Genomic DNA, 18,692 nt, shown 5'->3' on the forward strand with positions numbered 1-18,692 from the left:
CCACAGGAATTACCGGTTACGGGTGTATTATATTATCAATTGGATACGGATAAATATACGGCTACCAAACGAATGGTGAAGGTGGAGTAACCCGGATTATGTGTGTTGAATTAGTATATAACATTGACTCGCAAATTCCCCAAGTGGAGAATTGAATATTTGCTATTCTTGGTGCAATATATTAAAAAAAACTCTTTTGTTTTAGCCGGTTCCTGAAATGTAAGAACCGGCTAATTCAGAAAAAATTCTAAATGTTATTCCAGATAATAAGCACCTTTAGTAATATACTGTTGAAAGGGTAGAGGAGAGAACACTACCATATCTCCTATTTTCTCCACTGATTTCAGGGGTTTTTTTACAAGATTTTTATTTTCTACGGCATACACAAAATAAGATTGTCCCTCCTTAATTACTGCTCCTTCAGGGAGTCCTGTCACTTCCATACTTTCTGTTTGTATATTAGCATTAACAAATAAACCGGGAATTAATTTTGTATGCCGGTCTTTTTCCAAATGGGCATGAACAGAAAGTGTCTCAATTCCAGGCTTGAGCGTAGGATTTATTTTTATGACTTTGGCTTGATACCTGGTCGTATCGCCGGGAATGGTAAATGTTACTTTTTGTCCTATGCTAACAAATGGAGTATTTTTCGACAAGATCTGAAGCTCCAAATGAAGGTCTTTTGTATTAGCGATTCTAAAGGTAGGATCTTCAGGCGTGACAAGTTGCCCCGGATTTATGTATACTTCATCAATGATTCCTGAATGGGGTGCCGTTATGGCTATTTCTGGTTGATATATTTTTGTTTTTTCTAAAGTATTAACATCAACCCCCCAAATTTCCAATTCATTCTTTAACCCTTCGTATCTTATTTGTAGCAAATTTTTCTTAGCCTCTGTTCTTTCATAAACTAATTCGGATGTGGCATTAGAATTTCGGAGGTTTTCTTTCCTTTGAAAATCTTTAAATGCCAGGTCCAATTCTGATAGAGTTTCCAGGAAGATGCGTTGTTTTTCTATAATTCCAGGATGATTAATAGACACTAGTAATTTACCTTTTTTGACAAAATCTCCTGGTAAGTGGTGGAAGTCACTTATATATCCTGAAGTTTTGGCATGGACTAAAATAGTCCCGCTTGGTGGAAGAGACAATCTTCCGGTAGCAGGAATTTCTCTCGATATAGTTTTGGTTTGTAACGGGCCAATTTCTATGAGGTCATTTGAGGATACTTTTTCCAGGGATAATGTGCTTTGGGATTGTGTGGATGATTCTGAATTATTTAATGGCTCGGAATTCGGAGCTTGACTACATGCACTTAATAGAAATGCAAAAATGGGGATAAATATATTTGTAAGTGATTTCATTTTATTATTAGTTTAAGATGGACAGATAGTTTAATAGGATGACTTTTTCATTATAAACTTGGGTATGATCCAGATATTCATTTTGATTTTGAAATATCCTTCTTTGAATTTGGCTAAATTCCAGAAAGTTTATTTCCCCGTTTGTATATTTTTGTTTTACCTTTTCCAGCAATCGATCTTGACTTGAAGACATATTTTGTGCGTACCTTTCTATTATGTTTTCGAGCTGGTGGATGGAGGATTTCAACTGACTGGTTTTTAGATTGAGTTCATTTATTTTTGCTTGGTTTTCATTTTGAATTTGATTTTGTTGGACTTTCAATTGTTGTACATTGGTATTTTCAATTCTCTTATCTATAGGTATTTGTACTGTTAATTGAAAACCGTGATAATTATGATCAGCTTCGAGGGATTGTGTGAAATACCCTAATTGGAATGAGGGCATCTTAGCCTGTATTTTATTTTCCAGAATCATGGCTCCAATCGCACTATGCTGGTTTTGATACCAGGAGTTTATTTTGATTGTATCAATTAAGGGTGAAATTTCTCCCTTTACATCTAGCAATTCAAGTTTTCTGGGGTTCATTGAAATAGAATCCGGGATAAAAAGCAAATTCCTGATGTTATTTTCCGCCTCCTTATCGTAGTATGCGAATAATTCCTGGTTGTTTTCCGCACTAGTGATTTCTTGAAGAAAAAGTTCATACTCTACACCATCGATTTCACCATTTTCAAGCCTAATCTGGATTACCGGTTTTATTTGGGTTAAAATCGATAGAATAGAATCCTGAAGTTTTGCTTTGCTATTCCAGTAGTACCAGTCGTTAAAAAGTAGCTTTAGATCTTTTGTTAAATTTATGGCTGTCAGTTTGCTTTCGTCTTTTAGGGCAGCAGAATTGAACTCAATTACCTCTTGCCGTGCATTTTTGAGATTTTTTTGAAAAATTGGAGAAATATCTTGTTCTATAGTCAGGAAATGGTCATACCCCGGGTAATTTATTTGTCCTCCCTGATATTGAAAGGAAAGTGGCGACCAATTTCCTATTTTATGGGTACCCAATTCTTCTTTCTGCCATTCAAGTTGGGAATTTTTTATGGTCGGATTGTTTTTTAATAAATATGGAAGCGCCTCCTCGTAAGAGGAAATATTTTGTGCATTGAGACTACTAACACCAAGTACTAAAGGAATAAAGATGCTTGCTGATACAACTGAATTGCGCTTTTTTACTAAAAAATAAATAGCTGGTAGAACCATTAAAGTCAATAGTGTAGATGTAGCTAATCCCCCTATAACTACTGTGGCCAGTGGTCTTTGAACCTCTGCACCATTTCCGGTGGATATTGCCATGGGAAGAAATCCCAACGCAGCTACCAGAGCAGTCATTAATACAGGGCGAAAGCGGGATAAGCAGGCTGTCTTGATCATGTCAAATAGATTAAGGTTTTCTTCATTTTTCAATTGGTTTATAGCGCTTAGTAGTACAATTCCATTAAGTACAGAAACTCCAAATAATGCAATAAAACCTACGCCGGACGAAATACTAAAAGGCATACCCCTGATAGCCAGAGCGAATATTCCCCCAATGGCAGATAGAGGTACTGCCATAAAAATAATTAGCGTTTCCATGATAGAACCAAATGCAAAATATAGAAGCAATAAAATCAGACCCAAAGCAATCGGCAGGGCTACCATTAATCGCTTTCGAGCGTTTTGCAGGTTTTCAAATTGACCACCGTATTGAATTTCATAGCTTGGGGGGAGATTAAGTTTGGATTTTAAATGATTCTGAATATCTGCTACTAAACTTCCGACGTCTCTATCCCTTACGTTCACACCGATATTAATAAATCTTCGGGCTTTTTCCCGAGAAATCATCATGGGGCCTTCAATCGTTTTTACAGTAGCTACTTCACTTAATGAAATAGGGAGTCCAAGGTTGGACTTAACGGTTAGTTGTGTAAGATCCAGTTTCTGCCTTTTTTCCGGAGTTAGTCTTACCATAAGGTCAAACTTCCTTTCTTCTTCAAATACATTTCCCACCTTTTCTCCGGCATATGCTGTTCGGATTATTTGGTTGACATCCTTAATGTTGATTCCAAATTGTGCTAATTTATTTCGATCGTATTGAATTGACAATTGTTGGAGACCTTCTGTTTGATCAACTTTAACATCCCCGGCTCCGTTTATATTCTTAATAATTTGAGCAGCTTCGTCGGCTTTCTCCTTAAGAGTGCCAATATTTTCACCATAGATTTTTACAGATATATCCGCTTTGGAACCAGTCATTAATTCATTAAATCTAAGCTGGATTGGTTGTGTGAATTCATAAGAAGCCCAGGTGATGGGTGAGAGTTTTTCTTTCATTTTTGCCATAAGATCCTCCCTGTTTGAAGCAGAAGTCCATTCTTCTTTATCCTTCATAATAATCATAATATCCGCATCTTCGATGGCCATAGGGTCAGTAGGTACCTCTGCGGTTCCGATTTTGGATACGACATGTTGTACTTCTGGAAAATTCTGAAGGATAATTTTTTCCGCTATGGTTGATGTCCGGATACTTTCCTGTAACGAACTCCCTGGCTTTATAGACTGCTGGACTGCAATGTCCCCTTCTTCGAGGGTAGGAACAAATTCAGTACCCAATCTACCGAATTGGATCATGGCAAGAACTAACAGGGAAATACTTATAATTATAATTGACAAGGGATATTTCAACGAAAAGGTGAGAAATGGTTTGTAAAGAGTTTTGAGAAAATTGACAATCTTGTCAGAGAAGGTTACTTTATCTTTTACTTTTTTGCTCAGGAAAATAGAAGCCATTACGGGTACATAAGTTATCGACAATAACATAGATCCCAGGATAGCGAATCCCACGGTCTTGGCCATTGGTTGAAAAGTTTTACCTTCTACCCCTTCCAGTGTGAGAATGGGTATAAATACTACTAAAATAATAAGAACTCCAAAAGCAGCAGAACGGTAGATTTTTGAGGTGGATTCTGCTACAATTGAGTCCATTTCTTTTTGCTTGAGTCGTTTGCCCAAATATCCAAGAGTAAGTGTGTGTAGCAAACTTTCTACGATGATAACGGCACCATCAATCACAATCCCAAAATCAATGGCGCCCAGAGACATTAGATTTGCAGATATTCCAAAATAATTCATCATTGTGAGAGCAAACAACATCGAAAGGGGAATAACGGAAGCTACAATCAATCCTGCCCGTAAATTTCCTAGTAATAATAGGAGTACGAAAATGACGATTAATCCTCCTTCAATTAAATTCGTTTTTACTGTATCAATAGTTTTACTTATTAACCGGGACCTGTCCAGGTATGGATAGATACTTACACCCTCAGGTAGATTTTGACTAATAGAGTTTATCCTTTCCTGAACATTGGTGAGTACTTCCGAGGAATTAGCTCCTTTTAACATTAATGTGATTCCACCTACTACCTCTCCCTGGCCATCCATAGTGAGTGCACCATACCTTTTAGAGTTTCCGATCCTTACTTCCCCTACATCCGAAATTCTAACAGGAGCCCCGGAATTATCCTTTATAAAAATTTTGCTTATTTCTTCCAGTGTTGATACTCTTCCTTCAGAACGAATATAAAAGGAATGCGGTCCGTTTTCGATATAACTGCCGCCACTATTTTCATTGTTTTTTTCGACAGCACTTATCACTTCACTAATGGTAAGGTCATAACTACGTAATAGCTCAGGTTGTAATGAGACTTCATATTGTTTTAGAAAGCCTCCGAAACTACTTACTTCAATTATACCTGGTGTCCCATTGAGTTGGCGCTTAATCACCCAATCCTGCATCGTTCTCAAAGCCATGGCATCGTACAAATGGGCTTTTGATTTGTCAACGGTTAATACATATTGATATATTTCTCCAAGACCGGTGGTAATGGGCATCAATTCAGGATTGGTCAAGCCCTGGGGCAATTCTTCTGATGCTATATTAAGCTGTTCCCGAACAAATTGTCTGGCCTTCATTATTGGGATATCTTCTTCAAAGACAGCAGTGATAACAGACAATCCATACCGGGAAATTGACCTGACTTCAATAACGCCCGGAATATTGGTCAAAGATGCTTCTAACGGATAGGTAATAAGTTGCTCCATTTCTTGTGGAGCAAGGGTGGGTGAAGTACTGACGATTTGGACCTGATTATTGGTTATATCTGGTACTGCATCTAAAGGAATTTTTGAAGCAGAAAAAATTCCAGCTCCCACTAAGCCGCCTACTAAAAGTAGTACGATCAATTTATTATTGAGGGAAAATTGTATTATTTTATTAAACACGACCTAAATTATTATTCTTGTATAAATGAGATTTACATTAAGTGTTATGTGTGGTCCCTGATTGCCCATTGGTATTCTTGTTTAGTCCTGGGAACAAACTTCTCTAAACAGTAAGAAAACTTGTTGTTGCCAGTTCAACAATAAAGCTCAAAGTGCCTTCCTTCTGCTATTTCTCTCAAGCGAAGGATGACTAATATTGAAAAAAGACTCAAATTACCGTTGGAGGAACTTATCCAAAATTACTGGGAGGAGGCCTGTTCGAAATAGCCAAAGAATGATAGAAATGCCGGAAAATATCAGGAAAGTGATACAAATCACTCCGTGAAATTTCTTTGGTACTGTCCGGACGAATGATAGATACATAATTAAAGTCAAACATGAAGTCCACAGGAATGATGAAATCCAAATTCGGACTCAAGTTAATATTTTCGATTTCGGAATAACATTCCAGATGTCCATTCTCCAGGTTATTGTGAAAACTTAGCAAAATCCAATCCAATACATTATTTGCTTCATAATGTGCTTTCAGATGTTGTTCTTCTGATATTTCATCGTGGTGTAGGTGAGGTGTTATATTGTGAACCAATATAATAAGACCAACAATTAAAAATGATATATCTCTAAGTCTTTTGACCATGACTAAAAAATGGTATAAAAACACTAATAATCTAATTTAATTATTGTTTTTTAATTTCCGGTTATTTTACTCTGGTCAAGGAAAATTTATAGGAAGTATAAATAAGATATTACGTTGAAACCTATAGTGAAAAAGGATGGGTCATGATCGTTTTTGATGGTAACGCTGTGATTATTCCATTTATATGTTTCCATTAGGGTATACAAATAAGCGATTGGGATACGCTGGATTCTCCTTGTTCTACAAATATAAAATAATTCCCGGCCGGAAGTTTAGCGGTATTTATTTCAATTTGTTCCAGGCCATGAACAGGTACGTTTTTGTCAATCAACACCTGTCCCAATACATTTACAAGTTTATACCTGACATTTTCCCTGATATCTGTTTGAATGGTCAGGATAAATTTATTTTTGAAAGGATTTGGATAGGCCTGTACGCTTAATTCGGAAACTTTTTCGTGAGTAATATGAGTCATTACCTCTGCTTCATGAAGGTCAAATTTTATTTCACTAAAACCAGTACAATTTCCACCGTAGTTTTCTGGAAATGTTAATAAAACGTACCGTGCCTGAGCGCCTTCCCAATCGGTTACTTCCTTTCCTTCGTAGATGCTTGATCCTGGTCCTTTGTCCACTTCAAAAGTACCCAAATTTTGCCATTCGGAATTTTCTTCATCCAGGAGATAGTCTACTACCATTGATTTAATCCCGGAATTTTCTTCCCCCGGAATATTGAGATTCCATATATGCATTATCCCGAGTGGGTAAACTTTGCCCAGATCATATAATATCCAATGTGACAAGCCCCTGTTGGGATTTGGGCTTTTACGTGTTTCACAACTTATCCATGCGTCAGACCATGATGTATTGTGTCTATCGGGATAACATTGAGACAAAAGGTGGATGGGAGAAAGAAATAATACAATTATTATACAGTGGTATACTTTCATAATGTTTCATTTAAAAAGCCAAGGGGGGAATTACCAGATTGTGGATTATAGAAATTTTTCAGGTTCGGAAAAATAGTCATTGCATCCGATTTGGAAACTCCGTACCATAGTGCTAACTCTGTAAAGTATTCATCTGCGGATGTCGTGGGCACCAAAACCCCATTCCCCAGGTCAAGGGAACTCTTCAGTGCTAAGGTCGGATACAAACCATATATTTTACCTCCTTTTACAGCTCCTCCGGATACGATGGTATTACCACCCCATGCATGATCTGTTCCATTGCCATTAGAGGTTAGTGTACGTCCAAAATCTGAAATGGAAAAAGTGGTCACTGATTGGTTTTGATTTATTTCTTTCATTGCTTCCCGGAAATCAAATAGGGCCCGACTTAGAATTGGAAGCATGGAGTCTTGGGCCTCCAGTATTTCATCGTGATGATCCCAGCCTCCAAAGTTTAAGAAAAAGATTTGCCTGTTGAATCCGAGATTAGCTTGTACTGAAATTACTCTTGCAATCATTTTCAGACTTTGGGAAAGATCTGACTGGCCAAACTGAGTATTGAATTCATGGGCGTTTTCTAAGGCACTTTGAAATTCCTGACTGGCCGAATGCGCATTACTGATAGTATTGATATAAGATTTTTTAAATATATCCTGATATTGATGTTCCATTAAATTGGTTAGCGCTGCCGTTCGGATTTGTTCTAATTGCCATGTATCGTTAAATCCATGAATACCGGCAGCGCCTTCGCGCCCGATAGAAAACTCAAAAATTCCATTTCCTTGTTGGAATACATTGGTTCCCGAAAGGGATATGTTCATAGAAATGTTTTGATTTTGGTTCATCGATTGTATAATTTCAGTAATTCGAGCGCCCCAACCAATGGAAGATCGTTCGTGAGGTAGACCGGTCTGCCATTGTTGTATTTGGTCGGCGTGCGAAAATAAACCCAGTGGAAGTCGGTGTGAATTACTGTAAAATTGTTCTTTGGATGTTGGTTCTACAAGGGTCCCAACATTGGCTACAAATGCCAGGTCTTGTTCTCTGTACAAAGTCTGTAATTCTGACATCCCAGGATGTATTCCATAGTTTGCAATGGATGATATTGGGGAAGTTAAAGGTAAAATTTCAGACTTGGGAATGGCAAGGTTGGAACGCGTTTTGGCATATTCCGAATAAATATCATTTTGGTAGGGGATAAGCATATTATAAGAGTCATTGCCTCCTGCTAAAAGTATACAAACTAATGCTTTATAATCATTGGATTGTTGAGTTTGTGAATCGGCTATAGCAGCTGCATTGAGTGCCTTCAGGTTAATTAATGAAGAGTATAGGGTACTGTATCCCAAGGCGGCACAACCAATATTTGATAGGAATTTTCGACGCGAGTGAGAATGTAATTTGCTTTCCATTTCGGGTTATTTTAGTATGGTGAAGTCAGGAGATATTAACGTGAGATAAAGGGCGAGAGCAGATCGATATTCTAAATAATCCGCTCCCAGGTTACTACCTCGGATCTTTTCAATTGCTTCCCTGATATTTTTTCGTGTAAAAGGATCCATTTGGCCGTGCGTAAATAGAATATCCAATTTATTGATTAATACTTCGGGATCTTTGGCAAGCGGCTCACAATTATTATAATCCAGGAACGTTGGTTCAACTGGATCCCAGGCTCTCAGTAAATTCCAGTGCATAGTCCACTGATAGACCTGATTGATCATATCAAGACTGGTTTTCGTATTGTGGATTTGAAAGACAGGGCTGTATAGATTTCCATTTGATTTGAATGCATTGGTTTGATAATCGGGTAAGTAAAAGTTGAAAACAGAAGGTGCAGCTAACGGAACCTGCCCTGTAGAATTCCAAAATTCATACCCTGTGTTCCAAAAAATGCCATTGCTATTGTTTAGGTCCATGGAACGCACGACATTTAGATAGCGTACAAAAGGGTCTCTCAATTTTCCCTGTGATGGTTCTTGGATCCATTCACAAGTTCTTGCTTCGGGGTCAAGCAATATAGCTTTTACCACAGCACCAAGATCTCCTCGTTTACCTTGCCCATTATTGTTGAAAACCGAGGAAATCCTCTCAATGTAAGCAGGACTTGGATTTGATTTCACAAGGTGTTGTATGAGCCTACGTGTAATGAATGGACCGGTATTGGGATGCATAAACAATGTGTGAAGGGCCTCTTTTATGTCTTTTATTCCTCCTTGCCCGGCAGGTAATACTGTTCCATCAATTAGGACTTTTTCCCCATTGTCATGGTATTCTTCATACATGGTCATAGGTACCGTGAGGTCATTAAAATAAATATCCAATCCAAAAAAGGGCTCTTGCACCCACTCATTGGTTCTCATTAATCCTCCCGGTCCCAGGCCGGTAAATACCCTGGCCATTTCCGAAATGGTATTCATGTCGTAGGTAGGAACTGGATTTCCCGCTCCATTGTATTTTACAGTACCATCAACATTGAGTTCATGCAATCCGATTGTAAAAAGTTGCATTACCTCGCGTGCGTAATTTTCATCGGGATGAATATTGGTTTCCGGGTCGACCTTTGGGTTATTGTAATGACTGAGGTAATAACCCATTGCGGGATGAAGAGTTACCTCTTGCAGCAAATCTTCGAAATTGCCTAATGCATTCTTGAGTAAAACATCATAAAAGCTAGCTAATGCTTCACCCCGGCCTTCGAGGTCTGATTGAATAGAAATTACAAATATTTGGCTCAAAGCCCAGGCGACTTTTTGGCGCAGGGCATCCTGATTCATTATGTTGTTTTGCCAGAAAGCATATTGGAAATGGATCCAGTAAGGACCGTAATAGTCATCCGGTTCACCACCATTTTCCAAATGTAATTGATATCCTTGTTGGTACACTGAGTGTAGAGTATTCAGCATAGAAGGTGAAGGCTTAGCAATTTGTTCATCAATCCAATTTCCAAATCCCGATTCGAGTACGAGATCTATATCTACATCATTTGCCCCGAATGTTGCCTGAGAAAGAAAACGAGCTGCCGATTGTCTTGGTCCGTCAAGACCACTTCCATTAATTGTATTCTCTGCGGAAGCAGAATTATTGCGTCCGGGTGGTGTATAGTTACTGCTGCTGTACACTTTGATATTATTATCATTTCCAGCCCCCAGGTAGGTTGAATTCGTTTGGGCGAATATTGTAGAGCCATAAATTATTAATAAATAGAGTATTATCTTTTTCATGATCTCTTTAGTTGAAGCTTTCTGGTAAAATATATTCAGATCTTTCAGAACTCTTGATGGAGAAAATGCATGATAGTTTATTTCTCCTTGAATATATTAACGTTTTTTTAAGTGGTTCGGTATTAGATTATTTGCGATTTAACATTGGATTTATTTGTCATATCTGGAACTAAAACAATGTTGATTTTCTCTTGACGGTCAAAACAGAATTAGCATTGATAGTCTGGAAGCTGTTCTCTTTGTCAGGGTATTAATGTATTTGTAGAAGCCTGGGTTTGTAGGTGTTTTAATAATTTGGAATTCAATAATTTGTGTATCGAAAGGATAGTTTTATTAAAGAGGATTTAAATTTTTCTAAAAAATTATTAACTACCCAACGATTCCTCTCCCTGATACGTCTTAGAGTAAAATGTTTAATATGAGAATACCTATTTTGTTAATTATTTCAATTTTTATAACGACTCTAATTTCTTGTGACGATAAGGATCTTGGTCCCGACCCCCTTAAATTATATGAATATAGTTTCGATACTGATACTGAGGGCTGGGAAAGTGATTTTGCTGATTATCCGGTAGGAGAGGAAGAGTTTTATGAACTGGATTTTAGTCATTCTACATTACCGGAGCCACTCGATACAACTGATGGTGCCCTGGTGATTTCAGGAAGTAACCACAGCGATGACCTTTTCATGCTAATAAAAAAGCAAATCAGTGGCTTGGAGCCGAATACTGAATATGAAGTTTATTTTGATATCAACCTGGCATCTGATGCAGCAGATAGTTCGGTAGGGGTAGGGGGAAGCCCTGCAACCAGTGTTTATTTGAAGGCAGGTGTAGTAGATGAGGAGCCCGGAAGGATCGAAGATGAGGGTGACTATTATCGAATGGATATTGATAAAGGGAATCAAGCTAATGAGGGAGAGGATATGATAGTGGTAGGAGACATGTCTAATGGAACTTCAGAGTTTGAATACAACCTAATATCAAGAGGAAATGAAGAACCATTTTTGTATACTTCCGATAGTACTGGTACTGCATGGTTGTTAATTGGTACGGATTCTGGTTTCGAAGCTATCACCCGGCCATATTACAATGAAATTAATGTCTTATTCGAGCGGTCCGAGTAGTCAGGTATTGTTATTTATTTTCATTGATGAATGAAGTCATTTCAGCTCTTATGGAATTTGACATATCATTATGAATTTTTGGTTCTATGCTTAATAATATCTTAGCGCGATAGACGGCTTTATCTGTTTGATTTGAACGAAAATATGACTTGGATAATATATATTGGGGATACAGTGAATAAGGACTAATTGACATAGATTGTAGGAGTTCTAATTCCGCTTTCTGATATTTTCCTTGCTCGAAGTAATTATATCCCAGAGTATTGTAGATTCCAGGGTCTGAACTATATAGTTTGGCCCTTGTCATTATTATATTACTCTTGTCAAATTGACTGGACAAAGAAAGTGATTTACCGTATTGCTGTAGAAAGTTTGCTTCGTCATTTAGTTGATGGTAAGAATTACTGTATAATTGGTTTGCTTCATGATACTTTTGTTCATTAAATGCGGCAAAAGCCTTCTCCCAGTTTCCTGCGTATTTGCGATTATTAATTGTCCATTTTCCGAGGTAAAAACCGGATGCAAGAAGAAGTGTAACCATTCCGTACTGAATTACTCCGTTACCTCTTAAGAGGGTTTTCTGATTTATAGTTTCACCCACGCCAAGCAGTGCTAATAAAACAGGACCAAAAACTGATAAAAATATTAATTCGGAGGGATAGGAAAACTGAGAAAAAATAAAAAGAGCTACCAGACTTCCAAGAATTGATCTGAATTGAAGGGCGTTGTTTCGCTCAGAAAAAAGTACTTTCTGAAAGGATAAATAGAGTAAAACGAGGAATAGAATTAATAAACCGAAACCCACTACCCCATTTTCTACAATCCATTTTATGCTTTCATTATATGGGTATTTTACCCCGTTTATGGAAAGATATTTTTCATCTGAATTACCTTGTCCTGAATCAAAATATTGAGCTTGGTATAAATTGTATTTATCATCAAAACTTCCCCACCCATGTCCAAAGAATGGAGCATCTCCTATCAAGCTCGATGAGACTTTCCAAACAAAAAGTCTTCCGTCTGCAGAATCCTTTTTTAGCAGGTATAGCCCTATTATTGCAGAGATAGCAATAGTAGACAGTAGAGTGTAAAGGCCTTTTTTAGATATTTTTAATGGTATCCTTTTCTCTATATAGGGCCATATAACTAACAATGTCCCTGATAAGGCAGCGATGATTCCAGCACGGGAAAACGTAAAGAATAAAACTAAAGTCCCAAAAGTTATGAATAACCACGCAAGGATATTGTTTATTCTAAAGTTGCTATAATTATCCAACCTGGAATTTAGAATCATTCCCATAGAAATGGGCATAATAGTAGCCAGGAATCCACCGAGTGGTCCCGGGTTAAAAAAACTACCGGTTAGATTAAACATACTATAATTATTTACTTTGCCACTGGATTGAAACAAAGCGTAAAAAACTTGAAATACCCCTACCAATAATATCGCTGTAAAAAGGAGAGGTAACTTCTTTTTTGTAATTCCGGCACCTAAAATGCGAGTTACAAAGAATAGTAAAAAAATCCAGAGAATATTTACCCAGGTAGAATTTGTTACAGTGTTCTGAAGCCAGGTATTGGCTACTATATAGGTGGTAAGTATAATAAAGCATACATCAGCAAGATTAAAAGCAATAAATTTTTTCCGTAGGAAACCACTAATGACAGAAAAAATTAAACCTGTGCAAATTAATATTACTGAAACAAGAAAGGAAGGCTCATACCAGTTGGGGTAAGGTTGTCCGGGATGTAAAGGGAAAAAGGTTGGTAGTGCAATTAATAATCCTAAGATACCAATTGAAATGTATTCCTGGGTTTGACTTGACACAAAAAATTAATTTTAGGGTTCGTATTTATACACATTACGAAATTAACAAATGTTTTTTATATTGTGAATTAACTTTTCAAAAAAATAATAATGCCTCAAAAAATTCTCTTTTTTAGCTTTGCTTTATGTGCATTTTATTCAATGTTCTCATGCAATACGTCAGAAGCAGAATCTGAAGTAGAGAAAAAGTCGAAAAGTCCAATTTGGAAAAACCTGAGAGAAGAATTTCAAAGTGAAGGTGATGAGATTTATTCGAAGAGCATTGATTTTCTGGAAGCCGAGATGCCTTCAAAAAGATCAAATCGGGTTCGATGGGTTAATCCGCTGGGAGATGTTCTTTCATTCCACACGATGGAAGTAAATGACCAGGAGAGCTTAATGAAATTATTGAATAATGGTTGGCAAATTACAAAAGATACGGTTTCAGACCTGGAAGTATTATCGAGATTGGATTTATCCAAGAGAATCAGATTAGCAATTGATACAAGAAGTAGATATCAATGGAATAAGAATATTCCCGATAGTATTTTTCTAAGGTATGTTTTGCCTTATAAAATAATCGATGAATATCCAGAGGAGTGGAGGTCACACTACTTTGATATCCTTTCTGAGACGTTGGATACGCTGGATAAGAATTTGCCTTACGAACCGCTTGAACAAACGCGTTTAATTGATCAGGCAGAGCAAAGAATCATAGAAACAGAGCAATTATCCGGATTTTGGTCTTATAATCCTAGTCCCAGGTCTTTTAATAAGTACCCATCTTTGAGTGAACTATATTGTTTTCATGAGGGGACATGTTATTACGGAGCTAATTTATTTAATTATCAATTACGGGCCTCCGGTATTCCAACGACGGTTGATGAAATACCTTTTTGGGGCTCTGTTAATGGGCAACACGCCTTTGAAGTAGTGTATGACCCTGTGGAGAATAGATTTTCAGCTCCCCTGAGACATGCGATCCAAACCAAGCGTCCGGCTAAAGTGATTCGAAGAACTTTTCACAGGGAGGGGAAATATTCAGATGATATATTAGAGTTGGTAGGAAATGATGTTTTTCCATTATCATTTTTGAAAAACGATTATTGGTATGATTCTACGAGTGACCATTGCCGGACCACGAATGTAAGTTTACCTGCAAGTAGAAAAGAAAAGGAAAAAGGGTACGGTCTTATTTACGCCATGAACTATGGAAGATGGATGCCAATCTATTTTGGAAAGGTGATAGATAGTGAGGTAGTATTCAGTGATATGGGGACTGATGTTATTTACAGGGTAGGATATTTTGAAAGAGGAACACATCATTTTACGTCTCCTCCTTTTTTGGTAACAACGGAGGGTGAAATAGAATACCCCAATCCGGATTATGATCAGAAGATCAATATTTCAGTACCAAAAATCAATCACGGCGAATTGGCTCAGGTAGAAGAAGGAGCTGTCTATAAATTATTATTGATTAATAGAAATGGCGAATGGGAAACACTGGAGGAAAAGAAATGTACAAAAGAAGGGAATTTAACTTTTCAGGATGTGCCCTCCGAAGGATATTACTTTCTGGAAAGTCCGTCGGATAGAAGGAATCTTGCTCGTATTTTCAAAATTGGAGAGAATGGAGATCAAATCTGGTATTGAATATTCATAGAGTTTAAGACAAGTATTATATGGCAAACAATTATAACGAACTCATAAAAATAGGTGATAAAGAGTATAAGTATGTTCTTGGGTTAATGTCCGGTACTTCACTGGATGGATTGGATTTGGCATTGTGCAAAGTAAAGGGTACTGGTTATGAAACGGATTTGGAGATAATAAATTTCCAGACGGTTGAGTATGAGGATAAATTCAGAGATGAGATTAGAAAGGTTTTTGCCAAACCAGATGCATGTATTCAGGACGTATGCTTTTTAGATCAATTGGTAGCGACTAAACACAGCCAAATAATTAACGATACTATTCTGGAATGGCAACTTAGTTCTGATTTAATAGATATTATTGCCAGCCATGGCCAGACGGTTTACCATGCCCCGGGACATTTTCATGAAAACAAGGCGTATGGGAATATAACTCTTCAGGTAGGAGATGGTGATTTTATTGCACAAAATACAGGAATAATTACAGCCAGTGATTTTCGTCAGAAACACATAGCGGCAGGTGGCGAAGGTGCACCATTGGCACTGTATGGAGATGTTTGTTTATTCTCAAATCAGGTAACCGATCGAATTCTTTTGAATATTGGGGGTATCGCCAATTTTACGTATCTGCCAAAGTTGGAAGGCATAAGTAGTGACTTTCCATTTAGTACTGATACAGGACCGGGGAATACTTTAATGGATGCATATATGCGATATGTATTTGGCAAAGAATTCGATAGGGATGCTAAGGTGGCGGAAAGCGGGGTCGTTAATGAACAACTGTTGAAAAGCTTAATGGAAAATCCTTTTTTTGATTTACATTTTCCCAAAACGACAGGACCTGAGCTATTTAATCTAGAGTATCTATTTGACAAGATTCAATCGAGTGTTAATGCAATAATTCCTGTGGATGTAATGGCCACATTGAACCGTTTCTCTGTGTTGTCGATAACTGAGGGTTTAGAAGGTTATGCAAACCCGGGAACCGAAATTTTTATAAGCGGCGGTGGGGCTCATAACCCTTTATTAATGGACCAATTAAAGCTACGGTTTCCCAATAGTGGATTTAAAAACACTAAGGTTTTGGGTGTTGATGGAGATGCCAAGGAAGCGGTCCTCTTTGCTGTTTTGGCTAATGAATTGTTGTTTGGTGACCCCAAATCATACCCATATTTTGGCGAAAACATGCCGAAGACAACGATGGGTAAGTTGAGTTTTCCATGAGTGTATTAACCTGTCAGCGTCCATAGGATCTGACAGCGTTAATAAAAGTATGATATCGTGGATTGTCCAAACGCTGACAGATCCCTCAATCTGGATGCTGTCAGGTTTGAAAAAATTGTTAACTTTAAGTGAAAGATCCATTTTAAGAACAAGTATGCAGTAATAATTTTTTTTAATAAAATCAATGTCCATGCGCTATCTGGACAAATTGGAAGAAGGATATTTCTATCACATATATAACAGGTCGAATGGAGTAGAAGATCTCTTTCGAGAGGATACTGATTATGAACATTTCTTAGAATTATATGACAAGTATATTTGCCCGGTAGCCGATACCTATGCATGGGCGCTTATGCCAAATCATTTTCATTATCTTATTAGAATAAAAGAAAGAATGTATTATCGGTATTCAAAGAATGACTTTAGTAAGACAAACGCTAACAGATCCCTCAATCTGGATGCTGTCAGGTTTGAAGATGTAAAATGGAAAACCGTAAAATTGGACGCTGTTCACCTGTCAGCGTTTGAAAAACCTGACCGCGTGAACAATAGAAAAAAGGCTAATCCTACTCACCACTTTTCTCATCTTTTTAGTTCTTATGCTAAATATATTAACGGGAAATACAAACGTAGCGGAAGTTTATATCAACGACCTTTCAAAAGGAATAGAATTGATAATATACAATATCTAAGGAACGCATTGGTCTATATACATTACAATCCTGTGCATCATGGTTTTACCAACGAAATAGATGACTATCCGTGGACTTCTTTTCACAACTATTTGCCAAATGAGATGCCGGAATATATTGTAAAACATGTTTTTGAATGGTTTGGCGGGAGGAATTCTTTTTTTCAATCTCATTCAATCTCAAGCCCAATTGATAAATTATGGGAAAAATTTGAGGGATAAAGATTGATGAAGATATTAACCTGTCAGCGTCCATAGGATCTGACAGCGTTAATAAACAATCTTACCCATCGTTATTTTCTCCATTGAAATATAAGTAATATTCCGCCAAGATTTCCCAATATAATATTAGAAGGCAAACTATGGATTAAGTAATTTGGCACATTTTGCTGTATGTTCATGGATTATTTGCGAAGATGTATCCGGATAAATTTTAAACGTAGCCCACAAAAATTAAGGTATGAAACGAAGTAATTTTGTAGTAGGAGTTATACTTGTAATATGGTTTGTCATTTCATTTGTCACCAATATCCTGGGGCCTTTAATGCCATTGATTATTGATACGTACGACATCAGTCTTACCATGGCTTCGTTTTTACCATTTTCATTTTTTCTGGCTTATGGTATAGCTTCTATTCCCGCAGGAACTATGATTGAAAGACTGGGAGTAAAAAGGTCTGTACTGATTGCATTTTCTCTGAATTTAATTGGAACGCTGGCTTTTTCTTTTTTGCCATTCTATGGAATGGCTTTATTTTCTTTATTTGTTATAGGAATTGGAATGGCTATGCTACAAGTAATAATTAACCCTTTGATGCGTACAGCCGGTGGTGAAGAAAATTTTGCATTTTTTGCTGTGATGGCCCAATTGGTTTTTGGTTTAGCGTCGTTTGCGAGCCCTTTTGTATTTACTTATTTTATGTCATCTCTGGGGCCTGAAACAGGAGAAAACTGGGTAAAGGGCATATTTGCTCCTCTGATTCGACAAGAGATTAATTGGACCTCATTGTATTGGTTATTTGGTATTGTATTTATTGCCATGATAGTGATGCTCTCGTTGATCAAGTTGCCTAAAGTTACTTTGAAAGAAGATGAAAAAACCGGATCACTGGCAGTGTATCTGGAATTATTGAAAGACCCTAAGGTGTGGATGTATTTTATGGGTATCGTTGCTTATGTAGGTACAGAACAGGCATTGGCGAACTGGATGTCCGAGTTTTTAAAAACATACCATGGATTTTCGCCTGAAGTAAATGGAGCAAAAGCAGTGGGATGGTTTTGGGGATCTATGTCAATTGGTTGTGTGGTTGGACTAATTGTTCTCAGAATATTCGACGCGAAAATCGTTCTATCCATTGCGACCGTCCTTTCCGCACTTACTTTGGGGCTTGCTATTTTTGGGTCTGCAAATGTCTCGTTATTTTGTTTTCCCGCGATGGGATTTTTTATATCTGTAATGTTCTCTATTATTTTTTCAATGGCATTGAATTCTGTAACAGCTCACCACGGTCCATTATCTGGCATCCTTTGTACGGGTATTTTTGGGGGAGCGTTAGTCCCTTTTGTAGTTGGAGGTATTGGTGATTTAATCGGTCTGAAACTCGCCTTTTTATTCTTATATATTACACTGGGATATATTGCCTTTATTTCTTTTAAAGCGGATCCAATCATCAAGAACAAGACGATTCGCAATTAGAATTCCCAAAATA

12 protein-coding genes are annotated in these 18,692 nt (G+C 37.3%); 5 read left to right on the forward strand and 7 right to left on the reverse strand.

Features of this window, described 5'->3' with window-relative positions:
* Window positions 1-254: 254 nt before the first annotated feature.
* The 6 genes from LVD47_RS22240 to LVD47_RS22265 form a co-directional block, all read right to left on the reverse strand.
* Entirely contained in the window at window positions 255-1,364 is a 1,110-nt protein-coding gene (locus LVD47_RS22240) for an efflux RND transporter periplasmic adaptor subunit (protein WP_236980775.1), read from the reverse strand.
* Window positions 1,365-1,371: 7 nt separating this feature from the next.
* A complete protein-coding gene (locus LVD47_RS22245) occupies window positions 1,372-5,676 on the reverse strand; it encodes a CusA/CzcA family heavy metal efflux RND transporter (RefSeq protein ID WP_236980777.1) in 4,305 nt (1,434 codons plus the stop codon).
* A gap of 229 nt (window positions 5,677-5,905) precedes the next feature.
* Window positions 5,906-6,313: a hypothetical protein gene (locus LVD47_RS22250; protein WP_236980779.1), complete on the reverse strand. Its 408-nt coding sequence runs from the start codon at window positions 6,311-6,313 to the stop codon at window positions 5,906-5,908.
* A gap of 193 nt (window positions 6,314-6,506) precedes the next feature.
* Complete coding sequence (locus LVD47_RS22255) at window positions 6,507-7,262, reverse strand: T9SS type A sorting domain-containing protein (RefSeq protein ID WP_236980781.1); 756 nt, start codon at window positions 7,260-7,262, stop codon at window positions 6,507-6,509.
* Window positions 7,259-8,674, reverse strand: coding sequence for a DUF1501 domain-containing protein (locus tag LVD47_RS22260; RefSeq protein ID WP_236980782.1), 1,416 nt, complete (start codon window positions 8,672-8,674; stop codon window positions 7,259-7,261). The genes LVD47_RS22255 and LVD47_RS22260 overlap by 4 nt, the downstream gene beginning before the upstream one ends.
* A gap of 6 nt (window positions 8,675-8,680) precedes the next feature.
* Window positions 8,681-10,483, reverse strand: a complete 1,803-nt coding sequence (locus tag LVD47_RS22265; protein WP_236980784.1) for a DUF1800 domain-containing protein — start codon at window positions 10,481-10,483, stop codon at window positions 8,681-8,683.
* 418 nt (window positions 10,484-10,901) lie between these two features.
* Here LVD47_RS22265 and LVD47_RS22270 point away from each other — a divergent pair, with 418 nt between their 5' ends.
* Window positions 10,902-11,609, forward strand: coding sequence for a hypothetical protein (locus tag LVD47_RS22270; RefSeq protein WP_236980785.1), 708 nt, complete (start codon window positions 10,902-10,904; stop codon window positions 11,607-11,609).
* Window positions 11,610-11,619: 10 nt separating this feature from the next.
* Here the strand turns inward: LVD47_RS22270 and LVD47_RS22275 are convergent, their stop codons facing one another.
* On the reverse strand, window positions 11,620-13,437 hold the full coding sequence (locus LVD47_RS22275; protein WP_236980786.1) for an O-antigen ligase family protein: 1,818 nt from the start codon (window positions 13,435-13,437) through the stop codon (window positions 11,620-11,622).
* A 90-nt stretch (window positions 13,438-13,527) separates the two neighbouring features.
* Between LVD47_RS22275 and LVD47_RS22280 the strand changes: the two genes are divergently transcribed.
* The 4 genes from LVD47_RS22280 to LVD47_RS22295 all read left to right on the forward strand — a co-directional run bounded on the left by LVD47_RS22280 (window position 13,528) and on the right by LVD47_RS22295 (window position 18,679).
* Window positions 13,528-15,069, forward strand: coding sequence for a hypothetical protein (locus LVD47_RS22280; protein WP_236980787.1), 1,542 nt, complete (start codon window positions 13,528-13,530; stop codon window positions 15,067-15,069).
* Between the two features lie 29 nt (window positions 15,070-15,098).
* On the forward strand, window positions 15,099-16,292 hold the full coding sequence (locus tag LVD47_RS22285) for an anhydro-N-acetylmuramic acid kinase (protein ID WP_236980788.1): 1,194 nt from the start codon (window positions 15,099-15,101) through the stop codon (window positions 16,290-16,292).
* A 190-nt stretch (window positions 16,293-16,482) separates the two neighbouring features.
* Window positions 16,483-17,205: a hypothetical protein gene (locus LVD47_RS22290; protein WP_236980789.1), complete on the forward strand. Its 723-nt coding sequence runs from the start codon at window positions 16,483-16,485 to the stop codon at window positions 17,203-17,205.
* A gap of 238 nt (window positions 17,206-17,443) precedes the next feature.
* Window positions 17,444-18,679 (forward strand): MFS transporter, encoded by a 1,236-nt coding sequence (locus LVD47_RS22295; RefSeq protein ID WP_236980790.1) that lies wholly within the window; start codon window positions 17,444-17,446, stop codon window positions 18,677-18,679.
* The last annotated feature ends 13 nt before the right edge of the window (window positions 18,680-18,692 follow it).

The organism is Membranihabitans maritimus (genome assembly GCF_021729145.1).
Lineage (GTDB): Bacteria > Bacteroidota > Bacteroidia > Chitinophagales > Saprospiraceae > Membranihabitans > Membranihabitans maritimus.